Origin of the sequence: Ancylobacter amanitiformis (genome assembly GCF_030814815.1) — a bacterium.
Taxonomy (GTDB): Bacteria; Pseudomonadota; Alphaproteobacteria; order Rhizobiales; family Xanthobacteraceae; genus Ancylobacter; species Ancylobacter amanitiformis.
On the sequence record NZ_JAUSVR010000008.1, the window covers coordinates 1 to 24,476 of the forward strand.

The 24,476-nt window shown below is 66.2% G+C and carries 24 protein-coding genes and 1 tRNA gene; 12 read left to right on the forward strand and 13 right to left on the reverse strand.

Features of this window, described 5'->3' with window-relative positions:
- Together QOZ99_RS12985 and QOZ99_RS12990 are read left to right on the forward strand one after the other, a co-directional pair.
- The coding region (locus QOZ99_RS12985) for an NAD(P)(+) transhydrogenase (Re/Si-specific) subunit beta (RefSeq protein ID WP_306890585.1) at positions 1–111 on the forward strand (111 nt) is incomplete at its 5' end.
- Positions 112–304: 193 nt separating this feature from the next.
- Complete coding sequence (locus QOZ99_RS12990; protein WP_370876853.1) at positions 305–787, forward strand: CBS domain-containing protein; 483 nt, start codon at positions 305–307, stop codon at positions 785–787.
- A gap of 172 nt (positions 788–959) precedes the next feature.
- Here the strand turns inward: QOZ99_RS12990 and rpoH are convergent, their stop codons facing one another.
- The gene (gene rpoH, locus QOZ99_RS12995; RefSeq protein WP_306890414.1) at positions 960–1,871 is read right to left on the reverse strand and encodes an RNA polymerase sigma factor RpoH; all 912 of its coding nucleotides are present in this window, start codon (positions 1,869–1,871) and stop codon (positions 960–962) included.
- 178 nt (positions 1,872–2,049) lie between these two features.
- Positions 2,050–3,099, reverse strand: a complete 1,050-nt coding sequence (locus QOZ99_RS13000; protein ID WP_306890415.1) for an RluA family pseudouridine synthase — start codon at positions 3,097–3,099, stop codon at positions 2,050–2,052.
- Between QOZ99_RS13000 and QOZ99_RS13005 the strand changes: the two genes are divergently transcribed.
- The 10 genes from QOZ99_RS13005 (at position 3,098) to QOZ99_RS13050 (ending at position 12,437) form a co-directional block, all read left to right on the forward strand.
- On the forward strand, positions 3,098–3,436 hold the full coding sequence (locus QOZ99_RS13005) for a DUF6476 family protein (RefSeq protein WP_306890416.1): 339 nt from the start codon (positions 3,098–3,100) through the stop codon (positions 3,434–3,436). The two genes, QOZ99_RS13000 and QOZ99_RS13005, sit on opposite strands and share 2 nt — an antisense overlap.
- A gap of 132 nt (positions 3,437–3,568) precedes the next feature.
- A tRNA-Glu gene (locus QOZ99_RS13010) sits at positions 3,569–3,643 on the forward strand.
- Positions 3,644–4,209: 566 nt separating this feature from the next.
- Positions 4,210–4,899, forward strand: coding sequence for a GntR family transcriptional regulator (locus QOZ99_RS13015; RefSeq protein WP_306890417.1), 690 nt, complete (start codon positions 4,210–4,212; stop codon positions 4,897–4,899).
- A 43-nt stretch (positions 4,900–4,942) separates the two neighbouring features.
- Positions 4,943–5,917 carry a TRAP transporter substrate-binding protein gene (locus QOZ99_RS13020; protein WP_306890418.1) on the forward strand — a complete coding sequence of 325 codons (975 nt, stop codon included), beginning with the start codon at positions 4,943–4,945 and terminating at the stop codon, positions 5,915–5,917.
- Between the two features lie 58 nt (positions 5,918–5,975).
- Positions 5,976–6,476 carry a TRAP transporter small permease gene (locus QOZ99_RS13025; protein ID WP_306890419.1) on the forward strand — a complete coding sequence of 167 codons (501 nt, stop codon included), beginning with the start codon at positions 5,976–5,978 and terminating at the stop codon, positions 6,474–6,476.
- Positions 6,473–7,753: a TRAP transporter large permease gene (locus QOZ99_RS13030; RefSeq protein WP_246547562.1), complete on the forward strand. Its 1,281-nt coding sequence runs from the start codon at positions 6,473–6,475 to the stop codon at positions 7,751–7,753. The genes QOZ99_RS13025 and QOZ99_RS13030 overlap by 4 nt, the downstream gene beginning before the upstream one ends.
- Before the next feature lie 20 nt (positions 7,754–7,773).
- Positions 7,774–8,832 (forward strand): L-idonate 5-dehydrogenase, encoded by a 1,059-nt coding sequence (locus tag QOZ99_RS13035; protein ID WP_370876859.1) that lies wholly within the window; start codon positions 7,774–7,776, stop codon positions 8,830–8,832.
- 35 nt (positions 8,833–8,867) lie between these two features.
- Entirely contained in the window at positions 8,868–10,085 is a 1,218-nt protein-coding gene (uxuA, locus tag QOZ99_RS13040) for a mannonate dehydratase (RefSeq protein WP_306890422.1), read from the forward strand.
- Positions 10,082–11,551, forward strand: a complete 1,470-nt coding sequence (locus tag QOZ99_RS13045) for a mannitol dehydrogenase family protein (RefSeq protein WP_306890423.1) — start codon at positions 10,082–10,084, stop codon at positions 11,549–11,551. Before uxuA ends, QOZ99_RS13045 begins: the two co-directional genes overlap by 4 nt.
- On the forward strand, positions 11,538–12,437 hold the full coding sequence (locus QOZ99_RS13050) for a sugar kinase (protein ID WP_306890424.1): 900 nt from the start codon (positions 11,538–11,540) through the stop codon (positions 12,435–12,437). The genes QOZ99_RS13045 and QOZ99_RS13050 overlap by 14 nt, the downstream gene beginning before the upstream one ends.
- A 148-nt stretch (positions 12,438–12,585) precedes the next feature.
- On the opposite strand, the gene QOZ99_RS13055 is transcribed toward QOZ99_RS13050, so the two are convergent.
- The 11 genes from QOZ99_RS13055 to QOZ99_RS13105 all read right to left on the reverse strand — a co-directional run bounded on the left by QOZ99_RS13055 (position 12,586) and on the right by QOZ99_RS13105 (position 24,476).
- On the reverse strand, positions 12,586–13,920 hold the full coding sequence (locus tag QOZ99_RS13055) for an LLM class flavin-dependent oxidoreductase (RefSeq protein ID WP_306890425.1): 1,335 nt from the start codon (positions 13,918–13,920) through the stop codon (positions 12,586–12,588).
- Positions 13,917–14,495: a cysteine hydrolase family protein gene (locus QOZ99_RS13060; protein WP_306890426.1), complete on the reverse strand. Its 579-nt coding sequence runs from the start codon at positions 14,493–14,495 to the stop codon at positions 13,917–13,919. Before QOZ99_RS13060 ends, QOZ99_RS13055 begins: the two co-directional genes overlap by 4 nt.
- Positions 14,496–14,499: 4 nt before the next feature.
- Entirely contained in the window at positions 14,500–15,303 is an 804-nt protein-coding gene (locus tag QOZ99_RS13065; RefSeq protein ID WP_306890587.1) for an amino acid ABC transporter ATP-binding protein, read from the reverse strand.
- Between the two features lie 41 nt (positions 15,304–15,344).
- On the reverse strand, positions 15,345–16,241 hold the full coding sequence (locus QOZ99_RS13070) for an amino acid ABC transporter permease (protein ID WP_306890427.1): 897 nt from the start codon (positions 16,239–16,241) through the stop codon (positions 15,345–15,347).
- Positions 16,242–16,530: 289 nt separating this feature from the next.
- Complete coding sequence (locus tag QOZ99_RS13075; RefSeq protein ID WP_306890428.1) at positions 16,531–17,856, reverse strand: ABC transporter substrate-binding protein; 1,326 nt, start codon at positions 17,854–17,856, stop codon at positions 16,531–16,533.
- A 488-nt stretch (positions 17,857–18,344) separates the two neighbouring features.
- Complete coding sequence (locus QOZ99_RS13080; protein WP_306890429.1) at positions 18,345–19,157, reverse strand: phosphate/phosphite/phosphonate ABC transporter substrate-binding protein; 813 nt, start codon at positions 19,155–19,157, stop codon at positions 18,345–18,347.
- Positions 19,158–19,171: 14 nt separating this feature from the next.
- A complete protein-coding gene (locus QOZ99_RS13085; RefSeq protein WP_306890430.1) occupies positions 19,172–20,173 on the reverse strand; it encodes an ornithine cyclodeaminase family protein in 1,002 nt (333 codons plus the stop codon).
- 178 nt (positions 20,174–20,351) lie between these two features.
- On the reverse strand, positions 20,352–21,536 hold the full coding sequence (locus tag QOZ99_RS13090; protein ID WP_306890431.1) for a mandelate racemase/muconate lactonizing enzyme family protein: 1,185 nt from the start codon (positions 21,534–21,536) through the stop codon (positions 20,352–20,354).
- Positions 21,533–22,531, reverse strand: coding sequence for an Ldh family oxidoreductase (locus QOZ99_RS13095; protein WP_306890432.1), 999 nt, complete (start codon positions 22,529–22,531; stop codon positions 21,533–21,535). Before QOZ99_RS13095 ends, QOZ99_RS13090 begins: the two co-directional genes overlap by 4 nt.
- Complete coding sequence (locus tag QOZ99_RS13100) at positions 22,531–23,496, reverse strand: oligopeptide/dipeptide ABC transporter ATP-binding protein (protein WP_306890433.1); 966 nt, start codon at positions 23,494–23,496, stop codon at positions 22,531–22,533. Before QOZ99_RS13100 ends, QOZ99_RS13095 begins: the two co-directional genes overlap by 1 nt.
- Complete coding sequence (locus tag QOZ99_RS13105; RefSeq protein ID WP_306890434.1) at positions 23,493–24,476, reverse strand: ABC transporter ATP-binding protein; 984 nt, start codon at positions 24,474–24,476, stop codon at positions 23,493–23,495. The genes QOZ99_RS13100 and QOZ99_RS13105 overlap by 4 nt, the downstream gene beginning before the upstream one ends.

Consider the following 24,476-nt stretch of genomic DNA (forward strand, 5'->3'; position numbering starts at 1 on the left):
GCGGGCTATGCCGGGGTGGAGAACGAACTGTTCTTCCGCGACAACACCATGATGCTCTTCGCCGACGCCAAGAAAATGGTCGAGGACATCGTCAAGAACCTCGGGCATTGATCGGCCGGGGGTGTTCCACGACAAGGCCGGGTGAAAGCCCGGCCTTTTTCATGGGAGCGCGCCTGCGCAGCGCTCGCCCCATGCTGCGCTGCCGCGACTCTTTTGATTGACGACAGGTGTATTGCATACCAGACTTCGACCAAAGGCTAAGAAGACGTGACGGCGCCCGTTCCACTCAGGTCGAGGAAACGCCATGCTTAACGCCATGCTTGTCGCCGATCTCATGACGCTGAAAAGCGCCCGCGTGCCCACCATCCGCATGACCGAAACCGTCGAAATGGCGGCAACGCTGCTCAACCGCGAGCGTATCGGTGCGGTGGTGGTGAAGGATGCCTGCGGCTCGGAGGGCGATACGGTCGTCGGCATTTTTTCCGAGCGCGACCTTGTGCGTGCCATCGCCGATCGCGGCATCGCCTCGTTGCGCGCGCCGGTCGCCGAACTGATGTCGCGCAACATGATTTCCTGCGCCATGCAGGACACGGTGGATCATGTGCGCGCGCTGATGGACGAGCACCATGTGCGTCACCTTCCCGTGCTGCAGGATCACCAGCTCGTCGGCGTGCTGAGCATTCGCGACGTGCTCGCCCATGATGTGCGCCTGGCGGCGCGGGCTGCCGCGGCTTTGGGATCGGTGGCGGGCGGGATGCAGGCGCCAGCGCCCTCCCTGCCATCCTGAGGCCTTCGGCGACGCTTCAAAAAATGAGAAACCCGCGCGAGGGCCCCCGCGCGGGTCTGTTCGTCTGGATCGCGCTCGCAAGCGCCACGCGGATTGCGATGTCGTCAATCGCGTCCGCTCCGTCAGATGTGCCACGCCCGACACGCCGTGCGGCGCGCCAGCCTTCATGGCCTCACAGCGCCGGGGAGGTCTCGCGCCGAACGGGAGCGGTCTCCAGCTGGTGCACACGGTCGATAACCGCCTTCTGCACCTTCTCGAAGGCACGCACCTCGATCTGCCGAACGCGCTCGCGCGACACGCCGAACTCGGTGGCGAGGTCCTCCAGCGTCATCGGATCGTCGGTGAGCCGGCGTGCCTCGAAGATGCGGCGCTCGCGCTCGTTGAGCACCGAGAGGGCGCCCGCCAGCGCGCTGCGCCGGTTGTCCAGTTCCTCCACCTCGACCAGCGAGGATTCCTGGCTCTCGCGGTCATCGGCCAGCCAGTCCTGCCACTCGCCGCCGCCCTCGGCATCGCCGCGCAGCGGCGCGTTCAGCGACGCGTCGCCGCCGAGACGGCGGTTCATGTCGATGACGTCCTGCTCGGTGACGCCGAGCTTGGTGGCGATCTGCTGCACCTGATCGGGGCGCAGGTCGCCCTCCTCGAGCGCGGAAATCTGGCTCTTCACCTTGCGCAGGTTGAAGAACAGCTTCTTCTGCGCCGCCGTGGTGCCCATCTTCACGAGGCTCCACGAGCGCAGGATGTATTCCTGGATCGAGGCCTTGATCCACCACATCGCATAGGTTGCGAGGCGGAAGCCCTTGTCGGGCTCGAAGCGCTTCACCGCCTGCATGAGGCCGACATTGCCTTCGGAGATGACTTCCGAGATCGGCAGCCCATAGCCGCGATAGCCCATGGCGATCTTGGCCACGAGGCGCAGATGGCTGGTGACGAGGCGATGCGCGGCTTCCGGATCCTCGTGCTCGCGCCAGCGCTTGGCGAGCATATATTCTTCCTGCGGCTCCAGCATGGGGAACCGGCGAATCTCCGCGAGATAGCGGCTGAGGCCGCCTTCGGCAGACGGTAGATTCATGGCAGAACGGGCCATGACAGAACCCTTTCTTTCTCGGCCCCCGAAATAGGGCGACCGGTGCGCGGCCGCTGATCGCCGACCGCTGGACTATACTAGCAGCAACCGATTTATTTTGCGAAAGCGCAAGACGTTACGGGGTCACGAAGCGTTGACCGGGTACGGGCGCACCCTGCCGCGCGGCCTCTCGTCCGGGTCAGCGTCCGCTGGCGAGCGCCTGTTCCAACGCCTGCAGATCGGGTGGAAGCTCGCTCTCGAACAGCAGGAACTCGCCCGTGGCGGGATGTTCGAAGCCCAGCCGCGCCGCATGCAGCGCCTGCCGGCCGAACCCCTCCACCATGGCGCGCGTCTGCGGCCCGAGCCGGGTTGCCCGCGTGCGCTGGCTGCTGCCGTAAAGCGCATCGCCGATCAGGGCATGGCCGATATGCGCCATGTGCACGCGGATCTGGTGGGTGCGGCCGGTTTCCAGCTGGCATTCGACCATCGCCGCGATCGGGCGGCCCTGCTCGTCCTCGAACGAGGCGAGCCGCGACCAGTGCGTAATGGCAAAACGCCCCTCGCGGCGCACCGCGATCTTCTCGCGCGAGGTGGAATGCCGGGCGAGGGCGACGTCGACCGTGCCGCTGGGCAGTTCCGGGGTTCCCCAGACGAAGGCGACATAGGCCCGCTCCAGCGGCCCGGTGCGGCCATGGTCGGCGAACTGCGCGGCGAGGCGCTTGTGGGCGCGGTCGTTCTTGGCCACGACGAGAAGGCCCGACGTGTCCTTGTCCAGCCGATGCACGATGCCGGGCCGGCGCACGCCGCCAATGCCGGAAAGGCTTGCCCCGCAATGGTGCAGCAGCGCGTTGACCAGCGTGCCGTCGGCATTGCCCGGAGCGGGATGCACCACGAGCCCGGCCGGCTTGTCGACGACGATGAGATGATCGTCCTCGTAGACGATGACGAGCGGAATGTCCTGCGCCACCGGCTCGGCAGCCTCCGGCGGCGGCAGATCCAGGGTGAAGTGCGTGCCCGCCGTGATCTTGGCCGAACCATTGGTGACGGCCACGCCCTCGCGCGCCAGCCGCCCCTCGGTGATCAGCGCCTGCAGGCGGGTGCGGCTGAGCTCGGGCAGATGCCGCGCCAGCGCCCGATCGAGCCGCAGGCCTTCATCCTCGGGCGCGGTGATGATATCGACGCGCAGCGCGCCCTCTTCGGCGGCGATCTCGTCCACCTCATCCAGCGGTTCATCCGGCGGTGCCTGCATGACTTCTCCCGATTCCGATGGCGACAGGCTGAGCCCCGCGCAGGAGCGCGTGCTGCGCAAGGTACGCCGTTTCGCAGCCTTTTCCGGCTTGATCATGCTGCTCGGCTTCATCGCCGTGTTTGGTGCCATCGCATACAAGCTCATGGGCGCAAGGAAAAGCGCCGCCGACATCAGCGGCACGATCCAGCTGCCAAAGGGGGCGAGCGTGCGCTCCGCGCTGGTGGCGGGCGATCTCATCGCGGTGACGGTGGAGCGCGGCGGCGTGGTGGAGACGCGGCTGTTCGACCTCGCGACACGGGCGCCGCGCGGCGTCCTGACCTTCGCCAGCGAGCCGTGAGGCTTGCCGGGGCAATCCCCCGCGGGCGGAGCCCCGCCAAGGATGAGGCCATGGCTGTGAAAAACCCGGCGGATGATGTGCGGCGGCCTTGACCGGTCGGGGGCTTGTCTCTAAGAGACGCGGCTACCGCACGCGCCCATCGTCTAGCGGTTAGGACGTCGCCCTCTCACGGCGAAAACCGGGGTTCGATTCCCCGTGGGCGCGCCACTTCCGTACAAAACCGCGAACACCCGGATGGGTGGCGTGGTCGGCGAGTGGCCCCCTTTCCGGCACCATCCTTGATCCATGGCGCAGCGCGCTGCGTGCTGGTCGCCACGGCATCGATCCGCGAGTGCGGACCGGTCTTGTGCACGGCACCCTCGGGGATGTTCACGGACTGATCAGCCCGAAGCGGGCCTGCCTGTCCGGACTGAGCGACGTGCGGCCGGACTTTGATTTTCGATCCGCTCCAGCTCCAGATCCAGCTCCAGCTCCAGCGTGGTGCGCGCGATCCTCGTCGGCTCTGCGCTTCGCGATATGTTCCTTGAGCCTGTCATCGGGTTCGGCAATGCCGTCGGCGACGCGTTGACACGGCCCCCGCAGCCTGCGGCCGGGCGGTTGTCGTGTCGCGGGACAGTCAATCGATCCTTGCCCTGACCGGAGCTTCCGCCTCACCCCGCGCGTCGGCGACGAATGGGCGCGCCGCCTCCCGTCGCTCGGGCATCCGCGTCAGCAGGCTCTCTTGACTTGTATGGTAGTATGCAAGATGGTGCGCACGGGTAGGGAATACGCAGATGCAACTCGCCGGATTGGATGCCGCATCGCTCAAGACGGTACGCGTGAGCGTCGTCGATCAGCTCTATGCGACCCTGCGCGGCGCCATCATCGACAATGATCTCAGCCCCGGCGCGCGGATCTCCGAGACGGAAATCGCGCAGCATTACGGCGTCAGTCGCCAGCCGGTTCGCGAAGCGTTCATCAAGCTCGCCAATGAGGGGCTCCTCGAAATTCGCCCGCAGCGCGGCACCTTCGTCGCGAAAATCTCCCGGCCCGCCGTCATGGATGCCCGCTTCGTGCGCGAGGCCGTCGAAGCCGACATCGTCAAGCTGCTGGCACAGGCGCCCGAGCCGACGCTGATCGCGGATCTGCGCGGCCACCTTGTCCGCCAGCGCGAGATTATCGGCGGCTCGGCCCGGGACTTCATGGAGGCTGACGAGGCCTTTCATCACACGCTTGCCGCCGGTGCCGGCAAGGAGAACGCCTGGCGGGTGATCGTCGAGATGAAGGCGCAGATGGACCGTGTGCGCTTCCTGTCCAGCATGCACTTCTCGGTCGCCCGCCTGGTCGATCAACACACGCAACTGGTCGATGCGATTGCGGCGGGCGATGCCGTGGGCGCCGAGCAGGCCATCCGTTCTCACCTGCGGGGCATCCTTCAGGACCTGCCGATCATCGAGCAGGAGCACCCCGAGTATTTCCGCTGACCCTCCGGCTGATGGCCGGAAATCAAAAAACGAGGAGGAAACCATGATGTTCAAGACAATCACGCGACTTGCGGCCACGTGTGCCGCCCTCACGCTGCTCGGCAGCGCCGCCATGGCGGATGTCACCCTCAAGCTCGGCCACCTCGCCAATGAGGAAAACATCTGGCACAAGGCCGCGCTGAAGTTCGGCGAAGAAGTTCAGGCCCTCTCCGATGGCCGCGTGAAGGTTCAGGTCTATCCCAACGAGTCGCTCGGCAAGGAGATGGACCTCATCAACGGCATGCAACTCGGCACCGCCGACATGACGATCACGGGCGAGAGCCTGCAGAACTGGGCGCCCAAGGCGGCGCTGCTGGCGCTGCCTTATGGTTATCGCTCGCTGGAGCACATGGACAAGGTCGCCTCCGGCGAGATCGGCAAGCAGATCGAGGCCGAGATCATCGAGAAGGCAAGTGTGCGTCCGCTCACCTATTTCGCGCGCGGCCCGCGCAACCTTTCCGCCAACAAGGAAATCAAGACGCCGGACGAACTGAAGGGCTTCAAGCTGCGCGTCCCGAATGTGCCGATCTTCGTCGCGGCCTGGCAGGCCATGGGTGCCAATCCGACCCCGATGGCCTTCTCCGAAGTGTTCACCTCGCTGCAGAACGGCACCATCAACGGCCAGGAGAACCCGCTCGCCCTGTTCAAGTCGGGCGGCTTCTACGAGGTGCAGAAGGTCATCAACAAGACCGAGCATGTCCGGTCCTGGATCTACCTCGTCATCTCCGAGCGGACCTGGAACAAGCTGTCGGACCCGGACAAGGCGGCCGTCACGGAAGCCGCCAAGCGTACGCAGGTCTATGAGCGCGCGCTGTTCCTCGCCGACGAGGCGGCGCTGGTGAAGGATCTGGAAGGTCGCGGCGTGAAATTTGTCGATGTCGACAAGGAAGCGTTTGCCGCCAAGGCTCGCGATGCCGTGATCAAGGCGGTGCCCGCCTCCATTCGCCCGCTCGCCGAGCAGATCTTCAACAGCAACTGACACGCCCGTGCCGGCCGGCTCCACCGGTGAGCCGGCCGGTCCGCGCGCGGAGGCATTCATGACACGTTTGTTCAAAGGGCTGGAGGGGCTGTGCCGCCTCCTGATCCTGGCGGCATTCCTCGTGCTGTCGGGCTCGGTGCTGCTGCAGGTATTTGCCCGAACCTTCCTTGCCTCCGCCCCTGTGTGGACCGAGGAACTGACCCGGTTCTGCCTGATCTATATCGGCGCCCTCGGTGCCGGTCTGGCGCTTCGCAGCGGCGACCTGGTCAATGTCGACCTTCTCTGCGAGAGCATGCCGGGTCGTCAGCCCTGGATGTTGCGGTTTCTCTGCGCGCTGCTCACCGCCGGTTTCGCCCTGGTTCTCATCCCCGCGGCCTGGGACTACACCTCGATCGGCATGCGTCAGACCGCTCCTTCGCTCGGTTGGCGCATGGATTTCATCCACGCCGCCATGCTGGTCCTGTTCGTCACCCTCGCGCTGTGGGCGCTGATGCGCGTCTACGAGATGCTGTCCCGTCGCCATGACGGTCGCCCAATTCCGATGTCAGGGGACGAATGATGGGCCTCACACTGCTGCTTTGCACCTTCGTGATCGGGCTTGCCATTGGCCTGCCGGTCGCGGTCACGCTCGGCATCTCCTCGATGGCCTATCTCGTCTTCGCGGACATCCCCCTCGTGGTGATTCCGCAGAAGATGTATGCCGGCATGGACAGCTTCGTGCTGCTCTGCATCCCCGGCTTCATCCTGGCCGGCAATCTCATGAATTCCGGCGGCATTACCGAACGCATCATCCGCTTCGCCAACGCGCTGGTCGGCTGGATGCGCGGCGGCCTTGCGCAGGCGAATATCGCCGCCTCGATGCTGTTCGGCGGCATTTCGGGTACCGCGGTTGCAGACGTCGCCTCGGTCGGCGGCATGATGATTCCCGGCATGAAAAAGGCGGGGTACCCCGCCGCCTTCTCGGCGGCGGTCACGGCGGCCTCCTCGACCGTCGGCCCGATGATCCCGCCGAGCGTGCCGATGATCATCGTCGGCTCGCTGTCCGGTCTTTCGGTCGGCAAGCTGTTCCTGGCCGGCGCGGTGCCCGGTGTGCTGATGGGGCTGGCCATGATGGTCACCACCTATTTCCTCGCGAAGAAGCACGCCTTCCCGCGCGAGCCGTTCAAGGGCCTGCGCGAACTGTTCACCTCCTTCGCAGGGGCGATCTGGGCCATCGCGATGACGGTTCTGATCGTCGGCGGCCTGCTGCTCGGCATCACCACGCCGACCGAGACGGCCATCGTCGCCTGTCTCTACGCGGTCGTTGTGGGGCTCTTCGTCTATCGCGAACTGCCCGTCAGCCGGATTCCGAAGATCATCATCGACAGCGCCATCAGTTCGGCGGGAATCCTCGTGCTGGTCGGCACCGCCAATGTGTTCGGCTGGATCCTGGTGGCCGAGCGTATCCCGCAGATGCTGGCCGATACCGTGCTGTCGATCACCGACAACAAGTTCGTCGTCATCCTGCTGATCAACATCCTGCTGCTGTTCGTCGGCATGTTCATGGAGACGATCGCGGCGCTGATCATCCTGTTCGTGCCGCTGCTCACGCTGGCGACCGCGGTCGGCATCGATCCGCTGCACTTCGCCTGTTTCGCCGTGCTGAACCTGATGATCGGCCTGACGACGCCGCCCGTCGGCGTGTGCCTGTTCGTGGCGGCCAATATCGCGCGGCTGCCGCTCTCCCCGGTCATCAAGGCCATCGTGCCCTACATCATCACCAACATCATCGTCCTTCTGATGGTCAGCTATTTCGCCCCGCTCGCGACCTGGCTGCCCAACCTGCTGATGCCGTGAGGTCTGTCATGAGCGATGAAATTCCCAACCGCGTGGTCTGCCTCCATGCGCAGGACGATCTGCGGATCGAAACCCTGCCGGTCGCCGAGCCTCTCGCCGGCGAGGTGCGCGTGGCCGTGCTGGCCGGCGGCATCTGCGGCTCGGACCTGCATTACTGGCACGAGGGCGGCATCGGCACGATCCGCGTGCGCGAGCCGATCATTCTCGGCCATGAGGTGGCCGGCCGCATCGAGGCGCTGGGCTTCGGCGTGGAGGGGCTCAAGGTCGGCCAGCTTGTGGCGGTCAACCCCTCGCACCCCTGCGGGGAATGCGAGTTCTGCCGCAAGGGCCTGCCGCGCCACTGCATGAACATGCGCTTCAAGGGCTCGGCCATGTACCTGCCCCATGAACAGGGCATGTTCCGCGATCGCCTCGTCATCGGCGCCGCCCAGTGCTTCCCGATGCCGGAGGGCGTCTCGCCCGGCGCCGCCGCGTGCAGCGAGCCGCTCGCGGTGTGCCTGCACGCCGCCAATCGCGGCGAGGCGGTTTCGGGGAGCCTGAAGGGCAAGACCGTGCTGGTGACGGGTGCCGGGCCGATCGGCGCGCTGTGCGTCGCGGTCGCCCGCCAGCGTGGCGCGGCCGAGATCCTCGTCACCGATATTCAGGACGCGACGCTCGCCATTGCCCGGAAGATGGGCGCGGACCACATCGTCAACACCGCCCGCGAGCCGGAAGGGCTTGCCCGCTGGCAGGAAGGCAAGGGCAAGGTCGACCTGGTGTTCGAGTGCTCGGCGGCGGCGGCGGCGATCCGCGATGCGGTCAGCGTGCTGCGTCCGCTCGGCACGCTGGTGCAGGTCGGCGTCGCCGGCCCGACGCCCCTGCCGCTCAACGTGATGGTGGGCAAGGAAATCCTGTTCGTCGGCTCGCAGCGCTTCGACAGCGAGTTCGCCGAGGCGGCTGAATTGATCGGATCCGGCGCCATTGATCCGCGCCCGATCATCACCTCGACCTATCCGATCGATGAAGCGCTTGCGGCCTTCCATGCGGCCTCCGACCGCTCGGCCTCGGTCAAAGTGCAACTTGCCTTCGCTGCCAGCTGACGGCACGTTCGACCCGAAAAACGAAAGACGACCTCATGAGACAAACCTGGCGCTGGTTCGGCCCCAAGGACCTCTGCTCCATCGACGACATGCGGCAGGCGGATGTGGAAGGCGTGGTGTCGGCCCTTCATCATGTGCCGACCGGGGCGGTGTGGATGCCGGAAGAGATTGCCCGGCGTCAGGCCGAGATCGCCACCATGACGGATGGCGCGCCCTCCACGCTCACATGGGATGTGGTCGAGAGCCTTCCGGTTTCCGAGGACATCAAGCGGCAAAGCGGCGAATGGCGCGACCATATCGCCAACTGGAAGACCTCGATGCGCCACCTGCGCGCGGCCGGCATCGAGGTGATCTGCTATAATTTCATGCCGATCCTCGACTGGACGCGCACCGATCTCGCCTATCGCCTGCCGAATGGCGCGACCTGCATGCGTTTCGATGCCGTCGACTTCGCGGCGTTCGACCTGTTCATCCTGGAGCGGGCCGGGGCGATGGAGGGCTATTCGCCTGACATCGTCGAGGCCGCGCGCGAGCGGTTCGCCGCCATGTCGGACGGCCGCAAGGCCGAGCTTGCCGGCAATGTCGTGTTTGGCCTGCCCGGTTCGGCCGAGGCGATGTCGATGGACGACGTGAAGCGCCATCTCGCGCGCTATGACCGCATTTCGCCGGCCACGCTGCGCCAGCATCTGGTCGACTTCCTCGCCGAGGTGAGCCCACTGGCCGAGGAGATCGGCATGCGGCTGTGCTGCCATCCCGACGACCCACCGTTCCCGCTGCTCGGCCTGCCGCGCATCATGTCGACCGAGGCCGATTACCGTGCGGTGATCGAGGCCGTGGACATTCCCGCCAACGGCATCACCCTGTGCACCGGCTCGCTGGGCGCGCGCGCCGACAATGATCTGCCGGGCATGATGGACCGGCTCGGCAGCCGGGTGCACTTCCTTCACCTGCGCAATGTCGCGCTGGAGGAGCGTCATCTCGGCGGCTCGTTCCATGAGGCGGCGCATCTTGAAGGCAATACCGACATGGTGGCGATGATCGCCGCCATTCTCGCGGAGGAGAGCCGCCGCAAGGCTGCCGGGCGCGCCGACTGGAACCTTCCGTTCCGCCCCGACCACGGCCAGAACATCCTCGACGATCTCAACCGGGGCGGCCAGCCGGGTTATCCCTCGATCGGCCGGCTCAAGGGCCTTGCCGAATTGCGCGGGATCATGACCGCGCTCTCGCATCCGCTCGCCAGGGCCGCGCAATGAACCGTCTATCAGCCACCGCGTTTCCCGCCGGAACCGCCGAATGGCCCCGCTACCGGCCGGAGGAGTACCGGGCAGGCATCGTGCATCTCGGGCTTGGCAATTTCGCCCGGGCGCATCTGCTGGCCTATACCGATGAGGTTCTGGCCAAACAGGGCGGCGACTGGCGGGCGATCGGCGTGTCGCTGCGCGGCACCGCCGTCGCCGAGGCGCTGAATCCGCAGGATGGGCGCTACACGCTGATCATTCGCGGGCAGCAGACGCATGCCCGCGTCATCGGGGCGCTGAAACATGTCATTGCCGGCACGCAGATGGCAGGTTGCGCGCTGACGGCGATGGCCCGCCCAACCTGCCGGATCGTCAGCATCACGGTGACGGAGAAGGGCTACGGCATCACCAGCGAGGGTCATCTCGACCGCGCGCATCCGGCGATCCGCGCCGATCTCGCGCGCCCCGAGGCGCCGACGGGCGTCATCGGGCTCATCGTGGCGGCGCTGGCGCAGCGGCGCGCGATGGGAGTGCCGCCCTTCACGGTGCTGAGTTGCGACAATCTCTCGCATAACGGGCAAAAGCTGAAACGCGCGGTGCTGGAATTCGCGACCGAGGCGTATGGCGAGGAAATCGCCGGCTGGATTCTGGAACAGGTGCGCTTTCCCTCCACCATGGTCGACCGCATCACCCCGGCCTCGACAGCGGAGACCCTTGCCACCGCCGCCACGCTGACCGGGCATGAAGATGCCGCCGCCGTCGAGACCGAGCCTTTTCGCCAATGGGTGATCGAGGACGATTTCAGCGCCGGCCGGCCCGCCTGGGAGCTTGCGGGCGCGCTCTTCGTGCGGGATGTCGGCCCCTATGAGCACATGAAGCTACGCATGCTCAACGGCGCGCATTCCATGCTCGCCTATAGCGGGCAACTCTCCGGCAGGGCCTATGTGCGGGATGTGATGGCCGACCCCGCCCATGCCGCTCTCGTGCGTCGCCACCTCAAAGCCGCCGCCGCCACCGTGCGCGGCCTGGCGATCGATCTCGATGCCTATGCCGCGGCGCTTGCCGAGCGCTTCGCCAACCCTTCCATCGCCCACGCCACCGCGCAGATCGCGATGGATGGCACGCAGAAGCTGCCCCAGCGCATCACCGCCCCCGCATTGGAGGCGCTGGAAGCCGGAACTCCGGTTCGTCCGTTCGCCTTCGCGCTGGCGAGCTGGGTTGCCTATCTCGCGCGCCGCGATGCACGCGGTGCTCCGATCCGTGTCGATGACCCGCGTGCCGATGTGCTTCTCGCGGCGGTCTCCGGCGCAACGGATGCGGCGACGCTGCTGCCGGCCATCGCCGCCGCGTGCCCCGACATTCTGCCGGACGCCCTGCGTACCGGGGCCTTCGGCGCGACGCTGGCGGAACTGGTTGATGCGATCCTGCGCGAGGGCATGGCGGCGGTGATCGTCCGCGAAGCCGAGCTTGACGGAGAGTAAGGCGGTGCGCTTTCTCTCCATCGGCGAGGCGATGCTGGAGCTTTCCGAGCAGCAGGCGCCGCTCTGGGCGATGAACGTGGCGGGCGACACGCTGAACACCGCCTGGCACCTCAAGCGCCTGGCCGGCGAGGCGGCCGAGGTCGCCTATTTCACCGCGCTCGGCAGCGATCCGTTCTCGGCGCGGATCGAGGATTTCATCGCGGATGCGGGGATCGACACCCGCTTCATTCGCCACCAGGCGTCGCGGGGGCCGGGTCTCTACGCCATTTCGCTGCGCGATGGGGAGCGCAGCTTCACCTATTGGCGCGACCGCTCCGCGGCGAAGCTGCTGGCCGATGACGGGGCGACGCTGGCGGCGGCCTTCGGCTGGGCCGACATGGCCTATCTCAGCGGTATCACGCTCGCCATTCTCGCGCCCGAGGCACGCGAGCGGCTGCTGGCGGCTCTGGCTGTCGCGCGTGACGAGGGCGTGACGATCGCCTTCGATCCCAATATTCGCCCCCGCCTCTGGGAGAGCGCCGAGATCATGCGCGCCACCCTCCTGCGCGCGGCGAAGGTGGCGGACATCATCCTGCCCAGCTTCGAGGACGAGGCACAGCATTTCGGCGATGCCAGCCTCGAAGACTGTGCCCGGCGCTACGACACGGATGGCAGCCGCGAGGTCGTCGTCAAGAATGGCGGGCGGGATGTGGCGGTCGCCATGGGAGGCCGGTGCAGCCACCATGCGATGAGGCCGATCGAGCCGGTGGATACGACAGGTGCCGGGGATGCCTTCAACGCCGGCTGGCTGTTCGGCCGGATCAGCGGGAACTCGCCGGAGAAAAGTCTGGCACGCGCCCACGCGCTGGCGACGCATGTCATTTCGCACAAGGGTGCGCTCGTCTGATCTGCCGGGTGATGGCCGGGGCGACCTGCCGGCTTCCTCGCAATGGAGCCGGGCAGGTCGCGCGATATCGTCTTCCGGGTCTGGCCGCGGCGGGACGGTCCTTTGACGGATGTCGTTGGGCGGCCGCAGTGCCCTTTAGGAGTGCCCTTTAGGCGGGGATATTCATCGTCCTGCCGGTTGCAGCCGCCGGGTGCGCCGGCCGGGGGAGGCCGAGATGTTCCCTGAGCGTGCTGCCGGTATAGTCGGAGCGGAACAGGCCGCGCTCGACGAGAAGCGGGACAACCTCGTCGACAAAGCGCTCCGCCGGGCCGGGCAGGTGGGTGGACATGATGGCGAAACCGTCCGCAGCACCGCTGCGGAACCAGTCTTCCAGATCGTCGGCCACCTGCTCGGCGGTGCCGACCAGCAGTCGATGCCCCGAACTCACGGCAGCATAGTCGCGCAGCTGGCGCAGCGTCATCTTCTTGCGCCGGGCGATGGCGGTCAGCTGGATGGCGTGGCCCTGCATCATCCCGGACGGGGGAAGATCCGGGACCGGCTCGTCGAGCGGGAACGCGTTCATGTCGTGGCCGAGGCGGTCGGAGAGCACCCGCATCGCCGCCTTGGTGTCCATCATCGAGGCAAGCTCGGCGACGATCTCCTTCGCCTCCTCCTCGGTGCGGCCGACAACCGGGGAAACGCCGCAGACAACCTTCACAGCATCGCGCGGCCGGCCTGCGGCCTCGGCCTTGTCGCGCAGCCTGTTGGCGAAGGACAGGGCCTCTTCCTGGATCTGCTGCGCGGCAAAGACGACTTCGGCGGTGGCTCCGGCGAAATCGAGGCCGCGATCGGAGGCGCCGGCCTGGAAGATGACGGGATAGCCCTGCGGCGGGCGCGTGATGTTCAGCGGGCCTTTCACGCTGAAATGGGGGCCCACGTGATCGAGGACATGCATCTTCGCCGGATCGACGAAGATGCCCTTTTCCTTGTCGCCGACGAGCGCGCCTTCCTGCCAGCTGTCCCAGAGGCCCTTCGCGATCGCGACATATTCCTCGGCGATCGCGTAGCGCTCCTCGTGCGGGGGGTGCTTGTCCCGGCTGAAATTCGCCGCGGCGTCCGGGCTCGATCCGGTGACGACGTTCCAGCCCGCGCGACCCTGGCTCAGATGGTCGATCGAGGCAAAGGCGCGGGCAATGTTGTAGGGCTCCGAATAGGTCGTCGAGACGGTCGCCACCAGCCCGATGCGCGAGGTGCTCATCGCCAGCGCCGCCAGCAGCGTCAGCGGCTCGAAGCGGAGCATCATGCCGGGATGGGCGTCGAGGCCGGTATTCACCGCGTCGGCGAAGAACACGAAGTCGAGCTTGCCCGCTTCCGCCTTCTGCACCACGCGCTGGAGCAGAGGCAGGTTCTGCGATCCGAACTGCGCGTCCGGCATTCGCCATCCCGCGACATGGCTACCGGTGCCCAGCAGAATCATGCCGAGATGCATGGTCTTGCCCATCATGTCTCTCCACTTCTCAGCAACGCCTGATGTCTGCGTTCCGCCTCCTCGGCGGCGGTCACGATCGACAGCTGCGGCGCGCGCGAGGCCATGATCGCCAGCGCGTTCTCGTGAACGTCCCGGCTTTTCGCCGCGCAGGCATCGGCGACGATCCGGACATGGGCCCCCGCATCCACGGCGGCGAAGGCGGTGGCCAGCACGCAACAATCCGTCGAGATGCCGCACATGACGATCTCGTCCTCCGGCGCGAAGATCGCCCGCGCGTCCGCGGTCCATTTCGAGAAAGTATCGCTGGAGATGCTGCGCTGCTCGCGCCAGGGCTCGTCGACCTCCCAGAGCCAGTCCGAGCCTTCGGCATGGGCGAAGGACCACTTGTCGTAATAGGGAATCCAGCTGCCGCCCGGCACAGCGGGCGGCACGAAGCGCGTGAAGACCACGCGCTCGCCAAAGAGCGGCACCAGCGAGGCCACTTTCGGCGTCGAGTGCGCCGCCGCCGGCGTGAACCACGCGCTCGCGGGGTGGGTGAAGGCCGGCTGATGGTCGATGACCATGAGCCAGCTGCGGCGAAGGTCGCTCATGCTGCTAGACTGCCTGCCGCTGTGGGTCCGGAAGGGAACGCGCGAGGAAGGTCTTGGTGCGCGGGTCGGTGGGCCGCGAGAGCACGTCCCTGGCCGGCCCCATTTCAATGATCGCCCCGTCGCTCATCACCGCGGCGGTATCGGCGACGTCGCGGGCGAACTGGATCTCATGGGTGACGATGATCATCGTCATGCCGGTTGCGGCGAGCCCCTTGATGACGTCGAGCACTTCGTCCGTCAGGTGGGGATCGAGCGCCGATGTCGGCTCGTCGAACAGCATGAGCTTGGGCTGCATGGCCAGCGCGCGGGCGATGGCGATGCGCTGCTGCTGGCCGCCGGACAGATGACGCGGATAGGCGCCGGCCTTGTCCAGCAGGCCGACCTTGCGCAGGAGTTCGTGCGCACGATGGGTCGCCGCCGCGCGCGTTTCTCGCCGGATGCGCATCGGCGCGTCGATGATGTTGCTCAGCACCGACATATGCGGGAACAGGTTGAAGTTCTGGAAGACCATGCCGATGTCGGCGCGCTGACGGCTCAGCTGGCTCTCGGTCAGACGGACATGGCTGCCGTTGCGCAGGGCGCAGCCGATCGGCACTCCATCGACATGGACGAGCCCGCGATCCGCCAGCTCGATGGCGTTGATACAGCGGAGCAGGGTGCTCTTGCCGGCCCCGGATGGCCCGAGAAGGCAGACGACCTCGCCCTTGCGGGCCTGGAGATTGACGCCCTTCAGGACCAGATTCCGTCCGCGCGTCTTCCAGATGTTTTCGCATCGGACGAGCGGCTCGTCGGTCTTCGCTGCGGTCATGGTCGAGGCCCGGTATTCGTTGAGGGGATGCTGTTCATGCCTCATGCGCCCCGATCATCCTGCCCCTGCCAGCCCTTCGAGTAGTGTTTCTCGATGAAATACTGGATGACCGACAGGATGCTCACCAGAAAGAGATACCAGAGGGCGGCAACGATCAGCAGCGGCACGATCTCGAAATTCCGTGAATAGATCAGCTCGACCGAATGCATCAGTTCGTAAAGCGCAACCACGCTGGCGATCGAGGTATATTTGAGCATCCCGATCACCTGGTTGCCCGTCGGCGGCACGATCGCCTTCATCGCCTGCGGCAGCACGACGACCCAGAAAGTATGCCAGGGCTTGTGGCCGAGCGCCTTGGAGGCTTCGCTCTGTCCGTTGTCGACCGACATCAGGCCCGCGCGGATGATCTCCGCCATATAGGCTCCCTCGTTCAGGCCGAGGCCGAGCAGGGCGGCGGTGAAGGACGAAATGGCGACGGTGGCCGGAATCTCGAAGAATTTCGGCCCGCCGAACGGAATGCCGATTTCGATGGCAGGGAAGAGCGCCGCCAGATTGTACCAAAATACCAGCTGGACCAGCACGGGTGTTCCCCGGAAGAACCAGACGAAGGCGTGGGCGCAGAAGATGAGCAGAGGATCGCCCGACATGCGCATCACCGCCACGACGATGCCGATGAGCAGCCCGACGATCATCACGATCGCGGTGAGCTGCAGCGTCATCGCGACGCCTTTCAGAACGCCGACATCCAGGAGGTATCGGCCAACGACATCCCATTGAAAGCCCGGATTGGTCAGGGCCTGATAAACGATCCAGGCCATCACCGTGCCGACCAGGATGACACCTATCCAGCGTCCGAGGCGGGGCGGGTTGATGATCTCCGGCGCCTTCGACATGTCCGTCGACGTTTCCGCCGTGTCCAGTGCGAGATGTGCGCTCATGACTGCTCCCGAAGTCGTGCCGGTGTCGGCGCGCGCGGCGACGCACCGGCGAAGCCATTGGGTGGTTCGATCACCTTGATCGAACCACGATTCCCGAAGCCGATTGGGTGGGAAGCGTTGGCGCGTTTTCCGCGAACGCTGATCGACTTTCGCGATTTGAGAACGCTCCAGCTTGGTGAATCGGGAGCACTTTCCTATCGATCAGCTCCACCGGATCGGCAAGGGCTCCAACGCGCTTCCAGGCTCATCGTGGCGAGCGTCGGGAGACAGGGCTATTGTCGGATCTGCGCTATTTTCGGATCTGTTCGAGGGTCAGCGCGCCATCGGCGACGCCGAACGTGTCGAGGACAGCCTTATAGGAGCCATCGGCGACGGCGCTTTCCAGAGCCAGCAGCAGGGCCTTGTAAAGCCCTTCATTGGACTTTCCGACGACGATGCCGGAGATCGAATCCAGGTTCGCGAGCGCACCCGGCGCAACGTCCAGTTTCGGGTTGCTCTTGGCGATATAGACGCCGACGGCGCGAGCCGTCAGGAAGCCATCGCCGCGGCCATTGGCGACGGCGAGATAGGTGTCGGCGCTGTCGGGGTAGAAGGTCATCTCGATCTTGGGCTTGTTCGCCGCGACGCAGGCGGCGGACAGCTTCTCGGCAATGGCGATCTGCGCGCTGCCCTGGGTCAGGGCCAGGGTCTTCCCGCACAGATCGTTCACGTCGATAGCCGTGGCGCCCTTGCGCACCAGAAGGCCGTAGCCGGAGTTGAAATAGGGCAGCAGGTTGACGATCTTCTTGCGCTCGTCGGTGACGCCGAACTGGTTGACGCCGACATCGTAGCGTCCCGCCTGCACGCCCGGGATGATGGCCGGGAACTTGATATCCTCAAATTCCGGCTTGAGCCCCAGTTTCGCGGCAAGCAGCTTCATGAGGCTGATGTCGATGCCTGTCGGCTCGCCGCTTTCCGACGCATAGTCGAACGGCGCCCACTGCAACGAGGTGGCCACCTTGAGCACGCCGGATTGCCGCGTGGCCTCGGGCAGGGCGGCCCGCGCCGCGTCCACCACGCCCTGAGCGCTTGCGTGGCCGGTCAGGCCGAACGCCGCAAGTCCGAAGAGGGCCAGCCCGGTCAGCCGGGCACGCATTGCTGTCATTCGCTTCATGGTGCTGTCTTCCACTCTGGAGATGTTTTTGTTGCTGTTCCGCCTTGCCGCCGCGCCGCCGCAACTCGGGAGCCACCGAGCGACAGAGCGGCTCGAACCTGCCGGGAAAAGGGGCGGGGGTGAGGACGAAGCCGAAGCCGCCGCAGACTCCGGATTCGCAGAGATTCTGCAGAAGGTCGGCGATGAAGGAGGGCGGCCATTCTTGCGCAGCACGGGCGCGGGATCGCGATGCCGGGTCTGTCCATCCTCGCGGAGCCCGGCGTCGGAACTGTGCCGGCGGATATCGGGCAACTCAGGCAGATCGGCGAAGCGGTAGCCGTCGGACCCCGACGATTCGAGTGTGAACGCTATTTCAGGGGGGCGCTTGCCGGTGTGGGTGTTGTCGGCTGCGACATCAGGACGGCGCCATCGACCATCATGCCGGGCTGTTGGGCCGGTCTTGAGGGAAGTCACCAAATGCATTTGTCTTTGGTGAGTGGCGGGCAAGCCGGTGTTCCTTATCCCATTCGCTGAAACCGGCGAGGCGGGTCGGCTGAACACCGTGAATCTATAGCGCATGCACTGTAACGCGCAATGTGTTCCGTACGGGAAAATGCTTAAGTGGCTGTAAATATCCAGTAATCGAGCGAAAAATGTGCAGTTGGTCAGGAATCGGTCAACCGCATGCTGCAAATTTATAATGTACAGACTATTTCTAGGATGTAGGCGCGCGGCGGTCGCTCGGCAGGATTGCACCGTGGCACCGTCGCTGCGTGTGACGCGTCAATGGTGCCTGCGCTGCGTTGGACGCGAGGATCGAAGCTCCGGCCACGCCGGAAATGTCCGAGACCTGGAAATGTGCGAGGCCTAGAAGTGTCCGAGACCTGGAAATGTCCGGGGCCTATCCGTGAACCGTGCTCACTTCCTATGTCCCCGTCCGAAGGTCGTCCTCCGAATTCCCGTGGGTTCCGTCATCCGGGCTCGACATATCCCGCGGCAAGAGCCCGCGCGTCCCAATCGTCGAGGAGACCATAGGCCGAGGTTTCGACCGGGACGAACCGTTCAAGGAGAAGCCGGTCGAGAAGGGGGCGGGCTGCATCGTCATCCGCGCTGGCCAGGAGGGCCGCCCGCAGCGCGTGGGCTGTGCTGGCGTCGATCCCGGGCGACGCGACGAGGAAAGGGAGGGGCGCCGGCTCGGTATCCGCGACGACACGCAGCCCATGGGCCGGGTCGGCGGGATCCTGCAGCATCAGGTCGAGCGCGTAGGAATCGAGCGGACCGATATCGATTTCGTCGGCGAGGAGCGCCTTCACCACGGCGCGCGGCGTATGGAGCGGACCGACGCTCTCGCGATAGAGGAGCGGCCGCTCGGGCGTGCGCCATGGAAGCAGATGGAAGCGTGGTGCGTTGAAGCCGGACTGGCTTTCCTCGATCGTATAGCCGAACCGTCCGCCGAAACTGTCCGCGAGGCTATGGATCGGCCCGTCGCGCCGGACGGCAAGACGGGTCCAGTAGCGCGGCCGTCCCTTATAGGCCGGCGGCGCGGGAACCGGTGCGGCAAGCGGCACCGGCCTTGGTTCCGCGCGCCGCCATGGCCGGCCGCACATGAAGACGCAGCCGAGATCGTCGCGCTGCCAAAGCTCGGCCATGGGCCTGGGAAAGCCATGGGAGATCACCTGAAGCTCGACGCCACTCGCCCGCGACAGCCAGGCGAAGAACGCGTCCCATGCCGCCGCCGCATCGGCGGTGGCGGCATACATCCGGGCATTGGCGACGAGGCTCATGGCCGAGTGTCTCCTCAGGCGTAGCGCAGGCGCTGGCCGATCCCCAGCCTGCGCGCCTTGGTCAGCATGGCATGGCCGAGCGCGATGTCGGAGAGCGACAGGCCGCGATGCCAGAACAGATTGGTTTCCGCCTCACTCTGCCGGCCGGGCTTCAGGCCGGCGACAATCTGGCCGAGTTCGGCATATAATGTGTCCGCCGAGAGCTTGCCGCTCTCGACATGGGCGCGCAGGCTGCCGAACTTGCCACCCTTGCACTGGCCCCAGTCGTCGACCACCAGCTTGTCCATGATATCGGTGAGCGAGAGTTCGATCGCGCTCATCGTGCCATAGGGCACGACGAAGGCGCCCTTCTTGATCCAGCTGGTCTTCAGCACCGGCGTCGGCGCGTCGAGGCGGGAGGCTTCGACGACGATGTCCGCGCCCTCGACGCAGGACTGCCAGTCCTCTGTCACCACGACCGGCTTGCCGAGATCGCGACTGAGCCGTTCGGCGAAGCCATTGCGGCTTTCGGGCCGGCGGGAATGGACGCGGATTTCGTCGAAATCGAAGAGATGGTTCAGCAGGCGGACGTTCCAGTAGGCCGTGCCGCGCGCGCCGACATGGCCGAGGATCTTCGAATCCTTGCGGGCAAGGTATTTCGCGCCGATGGCTGTGACCGCGCCGGTGCGCATGTCGGTGATCGCGCTGGCGTCGAGGAACGCCCTGGGCACGCCGGTGCGCGGGTCGAACAGCAGGAGGCTCGCCAGTTCCGAGGGGAGGCCGAGCTTGTAATTGTCCACGAAGTCGCCGACCACCTTCACGCCGGCGGAGTCGATCGGTTCCTTCAGCGCGCCGCGCAGCACGTTGAAATGCCCGTTCGCCACGCCGGGCTCCAGATGAACGCGGGGCTCGATCACGGCCTCGCCACGCCCCTGCGTCGCCAGGCTGGTTTCGGTCGCCTCCAGGATCTCGGCATCGGTCATGGCGAGAGCCTCGATGTCGAGGCGGTTGAGGTAATCCATATAGATCGGTTGCATTGCACTCCCTCTGGAACTGGCTTCATGGCGCCGCTCTGCGTGACGCGCGGCATCGGGCGCGGCGTGGGGCGCGGCGTGGCATGGCGTGGCATGGCGTGTCGCCGCGATCGGCGCCGTGCCGGAGAACGGACACTCGACGCTCCACGGTTTCCCGAGCCGCGCCCGGGTCGTCGTGCCGCTATGCCAGCGGCAATCTCCTGAACACGCCCGGCCGGTCCGGATCGTGGAACTTGTTGAACGGGCCATGCTCGACGAAATGCCGGTGGCAGAAGGCGAGCTTGTCCGGCGACAGGGTCACGCCGATTCCGGGACCGGTCGGCACGCGCACGACATTGTCGCGCGGGCGAAGCGGGCCTTCCTCGACGACGTCGAAAGGCTGCATGTGAAACAGGGACTGCGAGGGCTCGCGAATGTGCTCATGCGCGGCCGCCAGGTGCAGGTAGACCGTGCTCGCAATGCCGGAATCGCCGGAATAGCACCAGAAATCGAGCCCCATCAGCTCGCATGCCGCAATGAACTTCAGCGCGCGGCCAATGCCGCCATGGACGTTGACGTCCGTGCAGAACGCGTCGGGCACGCCCAGGGCAACCGCGCGGCGCAAGTCCGGCGTGTGCGCCGAAAACCGTATCGCGGTGTGCTGCCGAAGCTTCGCCATGTCCTCGAAGCTGGAGACCGGGTCCTCCCAGGCGCGAATGTCGAGGGGATCGATCGCCTTGGCGATGCGTATGGCGGCGCTGAGGGAGTAGGCCTTGTTCGAATCGATGCGCAGTATCGCCTCATCGCCCAGTCCCTCGCGCAACCGTTCCAGCGTGCGGATGGACGGGCCCGGGTCGGCGGTCGAGAGCTTGCCCTCGAACATGGTGGTGCCGAAATTCTCCCGCTGGCGCAGGCAGTAGTCGAGAACGGCCTGCGGGTCGCTTTCGCCGCCAATGCCGTCCTTTTCCTCGCGAAAGGAAAAATAGTCGGTGAAGGCGACGGTATCGCGCACCCGTCCGCCGAAGAGATCGTGGAGCGGGCGGCCCCAGGCCTTCCCGCGCAGGTCCCAAAGTGCCATCTCGACCGCCCCGAAGGCGCGGATGCTGGCGAAATCGACGTCGGTATAGACGCCGCGCCAGGATGGCAGGCACAGGCGCTCGCAGGCCTCGATATCGATGGGATCCTGCCCGATCAGGCGCGGCGCGAACATGTTCAGGATGGTGGCGGCATTGGCGGGGGAAGGGCCCTCACCAAGACCCACCAGCCCGTCGGTGGTTTCGACCTCGACGATGGTCTTCGAGAACCCCGCCAGCGAGCCGTAGGACCAGAGATAGGGGGCCTCAAGCGGAATATTGACCGGCGTGGCGCGGATGGCGGCGATCTTCATGCGAATCTGATTTTCTCGATGTGGGTGAGCAGGGCGGCATCAACCTCGACGCCCCGTGTCTGCGAGGCCTCGCGGGCCGCCAGCCGACGTGCGCCCGGCAGCCGGGCTCCTTCCTGCGCATGGATGGCGCCGATCAGGTCCTCGATGCGCTCGGCAAAACCGTCTGCAAAGGCCGATGGATCGAAGGCGACGATGCACTGGCCGACGCCGGGCGGAGGTCCATCCGTCCGCGCATAGGCCGAGGCATCCTTTGAGAAGTTCGCCCCTGTCAGGCCGGCCGCGAGTATTTCGACGATCAGCGCGACGGCGGCGCCCTTCGCCCCGCCGAACGGCGCCATGGACCCCGAGAGTGCCGCAGCAGGGTCGGTCGTCGGTTGCCCCTCGGCATCCAGGGCCCAGCCCTCCGGAAGAGGCGTGCCGGCCTTCGCCGCGGCCACCAGCGACACCTTTGTCACCTGGCTCGTCGCGAGGTCGATGACGATCGGGGGCCCCGCCCTGCGCGGTGCGGCGAAGGCAAGCGGATTGGTTCCGAAAAGCGGCTTTCGGCCGCCCCATGGCGCGATGTTCGGCGGTGAGTTGGTAAAGGCCAGGGCGATGAGCCCCGCTTCCGCGAGATCCTCGACCGGATGGCCGACAACCCCGATGGAGTAGGATCGTCGGATCGCCAGCGTTGCCGTCCCCGCATCCTGCGCGGCCTCGACCAGCACCGGGCGGGCGAGGTCGAAGGCCGGATGCGCGAAGCCATGGCGTGCATCGGCGAGCACGGCGCCGGCGCGGGCGCGGTTCACGCGTGGCTCCGCCCGCCCGTCGACCTTTCCGCTCTTCAGGTGGGCGAGATAGGTGCCGAGGTAGCCAAGCCCGACGCTGCCGATGCCGTCGGCCTCGGCGCGACGTACCGAGCGTGACACGGAGGCGGCGACGGGCGCGCTAGCGCCGCAGTCCGTCAGCGCGTCGCGCGCGAATGTCTCGATCTCATCCAGGGTGAGCAGGGGCATCAGGCCATACCCGCGGTTTCGGCCAGGGGAAAGTGGCAGCGCACCTTGCGGCCATCGGCCAGCGCCCGCAGATCCGGCATGTCCTGTCGGCAGCGCGGTTGCACGTGGGGGCAGCGCGTATGGAAACGACAGCCGCTCGGGACGTTGATCGGGCTGGGAATCTCTCCCCGCAGCACGATGCGCACGCGCCGCTTGCCCGGATCGACCACCGGGTTGGTGGAGAGCAGCGCTGCCGTATAGGGATGGGCGGGCGCGCGGAACAGCGCTGCGGTTGGCGCTTCTTCCACGATCTGGCCGAGATACATGACCACGCTGCGTGTCGTGATGCGGCGAACGACATTCAGGTTATGACTGACGATCAGGTAGGTCAGCCTGAACTCGGCGTGCAGGTCCAGCATCAGGTTCAGCAACTCGCCCTGCACCGAGACGTCGAGCCCTGCCGTGGGTTCGTCGGCGACGATGACCTGTGGTTGCAGTATCAGGGCACGCAGGATGGCGACACGCCGGGCCTGCCCGCCGGAAAGCTGGTGCGGGAACTTCTCCAGCGCGCTTTCGGGCAGGCCGAGGCGCTTGAGCAGGGTCAGAATACGCGCGCGCCCCGCCGCGAGCGGCAGGCGATGCACGTGGAGCGGCTCCTCCACGAGCCGGCGCGCGCGCATGCGCGGCGAGAGAGAGGCCACGGCATCCTGAAGCAGCATCTGCACTTCGCGGCGGAACCCGAGCCGGTCCCGATCCAGGCGGTCCGCCAATGGCTCGCCATCGATGCGGACCGTGCCGGAGGTCGCCTCGCCAAGCCCCATCAACGTGCGGCACAGCGTGCTTTTGCCGGAGCCGGATTCGCCGACGAGACCGACAATCTCCCCGCGCGCGATGTTCAAGGACACATCGTCAAGCGCGCGGACCTTGTCGCCGAAGGCGACGCTCACCGAATCCATGGACAGGATGGGGGTACGCCCGGCGTTCACGGCAGAACCTCCCGCGAGCGTTTGCAGGCGGCCTTGTGGCCGATGGCGACCGTCTCCAGCGCTGTCGGCCCCGTGCGGCAGATATCGGCGACATGGGCGCAGCGGCTGGCGAAGATGCAGGCATCCATGGCCCAGGTCGCGCTCGGCACCTCGCCCGGTATGGTGGCGAGCCGCCCCCCATGGTCGTCTTCTATCTCGCAGTCGAGCAGGGCGCGGGTATAGGGATGGCGCGGCCGGGCCAGCACCTCGGCGACAGGGCCGGTCTCCACGATCGTTCCGCCATACATGACGCAAAGGTCGTCGCAGAGCTCGGCAACGAGGCCGAGATGATGCGAGATGAAGACGATCGAGCCTGAAAAATCCTGCCGGAGCTGGTCGAACAGATCGACGATCTGTGCCTCGACCGTGGCGTCCAGAGCCGTGGTGGGCTCGTCCGCGAGCAACAGGTCCGGCTCGACCAGAAGTGCCATCGCGATCACGATACGCTGGCGCATGCCGCCGGAGAGTTGGTGAGGATAGGCGTCAAGCCGGGCGGAAGCGTCGGAAATGCCGACCTTGGTCAACATGGCAAGGCTGCGCTCGCGGGCCTCGCGCGCGGAGATCTGCGGAAATCGCCGTTTCAGTACGTCCCTGAGATGCGTGTTGATCGTGAAGAGCGGGTTGAGGGCCGTCATCGGGTCCTGGAACACCATGGCGATCTTGCGTCCCCGCCAGTCGTTCATGTCCGATGGGGAGAGCTTGAGGAGGTCGATCCCGTCGAACAGGATCTCGCCCTCCAGCCGCTCGATGTTGCTCGGCAGCAGCCGCAACAGGCAGGACACGAGGGTCGACTTTCCCGACCCGGACTCGCCCACCACGCCGACAATGCGTCCGCGCCCGAATCCGAGATCAATGCCGCGCAGGATGTGCGCCGGCCCGTGCTCGGTGCGGGCGTCGAGCTTGAGGTTGCGGATCGCGATCATGGGGAGATCGGGGTTCAT

What these genes read in the sequence shown, in the direction of transcription:
- QOZ99_RS12990 (WP_370876853.1), top strand. Translation starts at nt 305, where the DNA reads ATGCTTAACGCCATGCTTGTCGCCGATCTCATGACGCTGAAAAGCGCC.
- rpoH (WP_306890414.1), bottom strand. Translation starts at nt 1,871, where the DNA reads ATGGCCCGTTCTGCCATGAATCTACCGTCTGCCGAAGGCGGCCTCAGC.
- QOZ99_RS13005 (WP_306890416.1), top strand. Translation starts at nt 3,098, where the DNA reads ATGACTTCTCCCGATTCCGATGGCGACAGGCTGAGCCCCGCGCAGGAG.
- QOZ99_RS13000 (WP_306890415.1), bottom strand. Translation starts at nt 3,099, where the DNA reads ATGCAGGCACCGCCGGATGAACCGCTGGATGAGGTGGACGAGATCGCC.
- QOZ99_RS13015 (WP_306890417.1), top strand. Translation starts at nt 4,210, where the DNA reads ATGCAACTCGCCGGATTGGATGCCGCATCGCTCAAGACGGTACGCGTG.
- QOZ99_RS13020 (WP_306890418.1), top strand. Translation starts at nt 4,943, where the DNA reads ATGATGTTCAAGACAATCACGCGACTTGCGGCCACGTGTGCCGCCCTC.
- QOZ99_RS13025 (WP_306890419.1), top strand. Translation starts at nt 5,976, where the DNA reads ATGACACGTTTGTTCAAAGGGCTGGAGGGGCTGTGCCGCCTCCTGATC.
- QOZ99_RS13030 (WP_246547562.1), top strand. Translation starts at nt 6,473, where the DNA reads ATGATGGGCCTCACACTGCTGCTTTGCACCTTCGTGATCGGGCTTGCC.
- uxuA (WP_306890422.1), top strand. Translation starts at nt 8,868, where the DNA reads ATGAGACAAACCTGGCGCTGGTTCGGCCCCAAGGACCTCTGCTCCATC.
- QOZ99_RS13045 (WP_306890423.1), top strand. Translation starts at nt 10,082, where the DNA reads ATGAACCGTCTATCAGCCACCGCGTTTCCCGCCGGAACCGCCGAATGG.
- QOZ99_RS13055 (WP_306890425.1), bottom strand. Translation starts at nt 13,920, where the DNA reads ATGATGGGCAAGACCATGCATCTCGGCATGATTCTGCTGGGCACCGGT.
- QOZ99_RS13060 (WP_306890426.1), bottom strand. Translation starts at nt 14,495, where the DNA reads ATGAGCGACCTTCGCCGCAGCTGGCTCATGGTCATCGACCATCAGCCG.
- QOZ99_RS13065 (WP_306890587.1), bottom strand. Translation starts at nt 15,303, where the DNA reads ATGACCGCAGCGAAGACCGACGAGCCGCTCGTCCGATGCGAAAACATC.
- QOZ99_RS13070 (WP_306890427.1), bottom strand. Translation starts at nt 16,241, where the DNA reads ATGAGCGCACATCTCGCACTGGACACGGCGGAAACGTCGACGGACATG.
- QOZ99_RS13075 (WP_306890428.1), bottom strand. Translation starts at nt 17,856, where the DNA reads ATGCATTTGGTGACTTCCCTCAAGACCGGCCCAACAGCCCGGCATGAT.
- QOZ99_RS13080 (WP_306890429.1), bottom strand. Translation starts at nt 19,157, where the DNA reads ATGAGCCTCGTCGCCAATGCCCGGATGTATGCCGCCACCGCCGATGCG.
- QOZ99_RS13085 (WP_306890430.1), bottom strand. Translation starts at nt 20,173, where the DNA reads ATGCAACCGATCTATATGGATTACCTCAACCGCCTCGACATCGAGGCT.
- QOZ99_RS13090 (WP_306890431.1), bottom strand. Translation starts at nt 21,536, where the DNA reads ATGAAGATCGCCGCCATCCGCGCCACGCCGGTCAATATTCCGCTTGAG.
- QOZ99_RS13095 (WP_306890432.1), bottom strand. Translation starts at nt 22,531, where the DNA reads ATGCCCCTGCTCACCCTGGATGAGATCGAGACATTCGCGCGCGACGCG.
- QOZ99_RS13105 (WP_306890434.1), bottom strand. Translation starts at nt 24,476, where the DNA reads ATGAACCCCGATCTCCCCATGATCGCGATCCGCAACCTCAAGCTCGAC.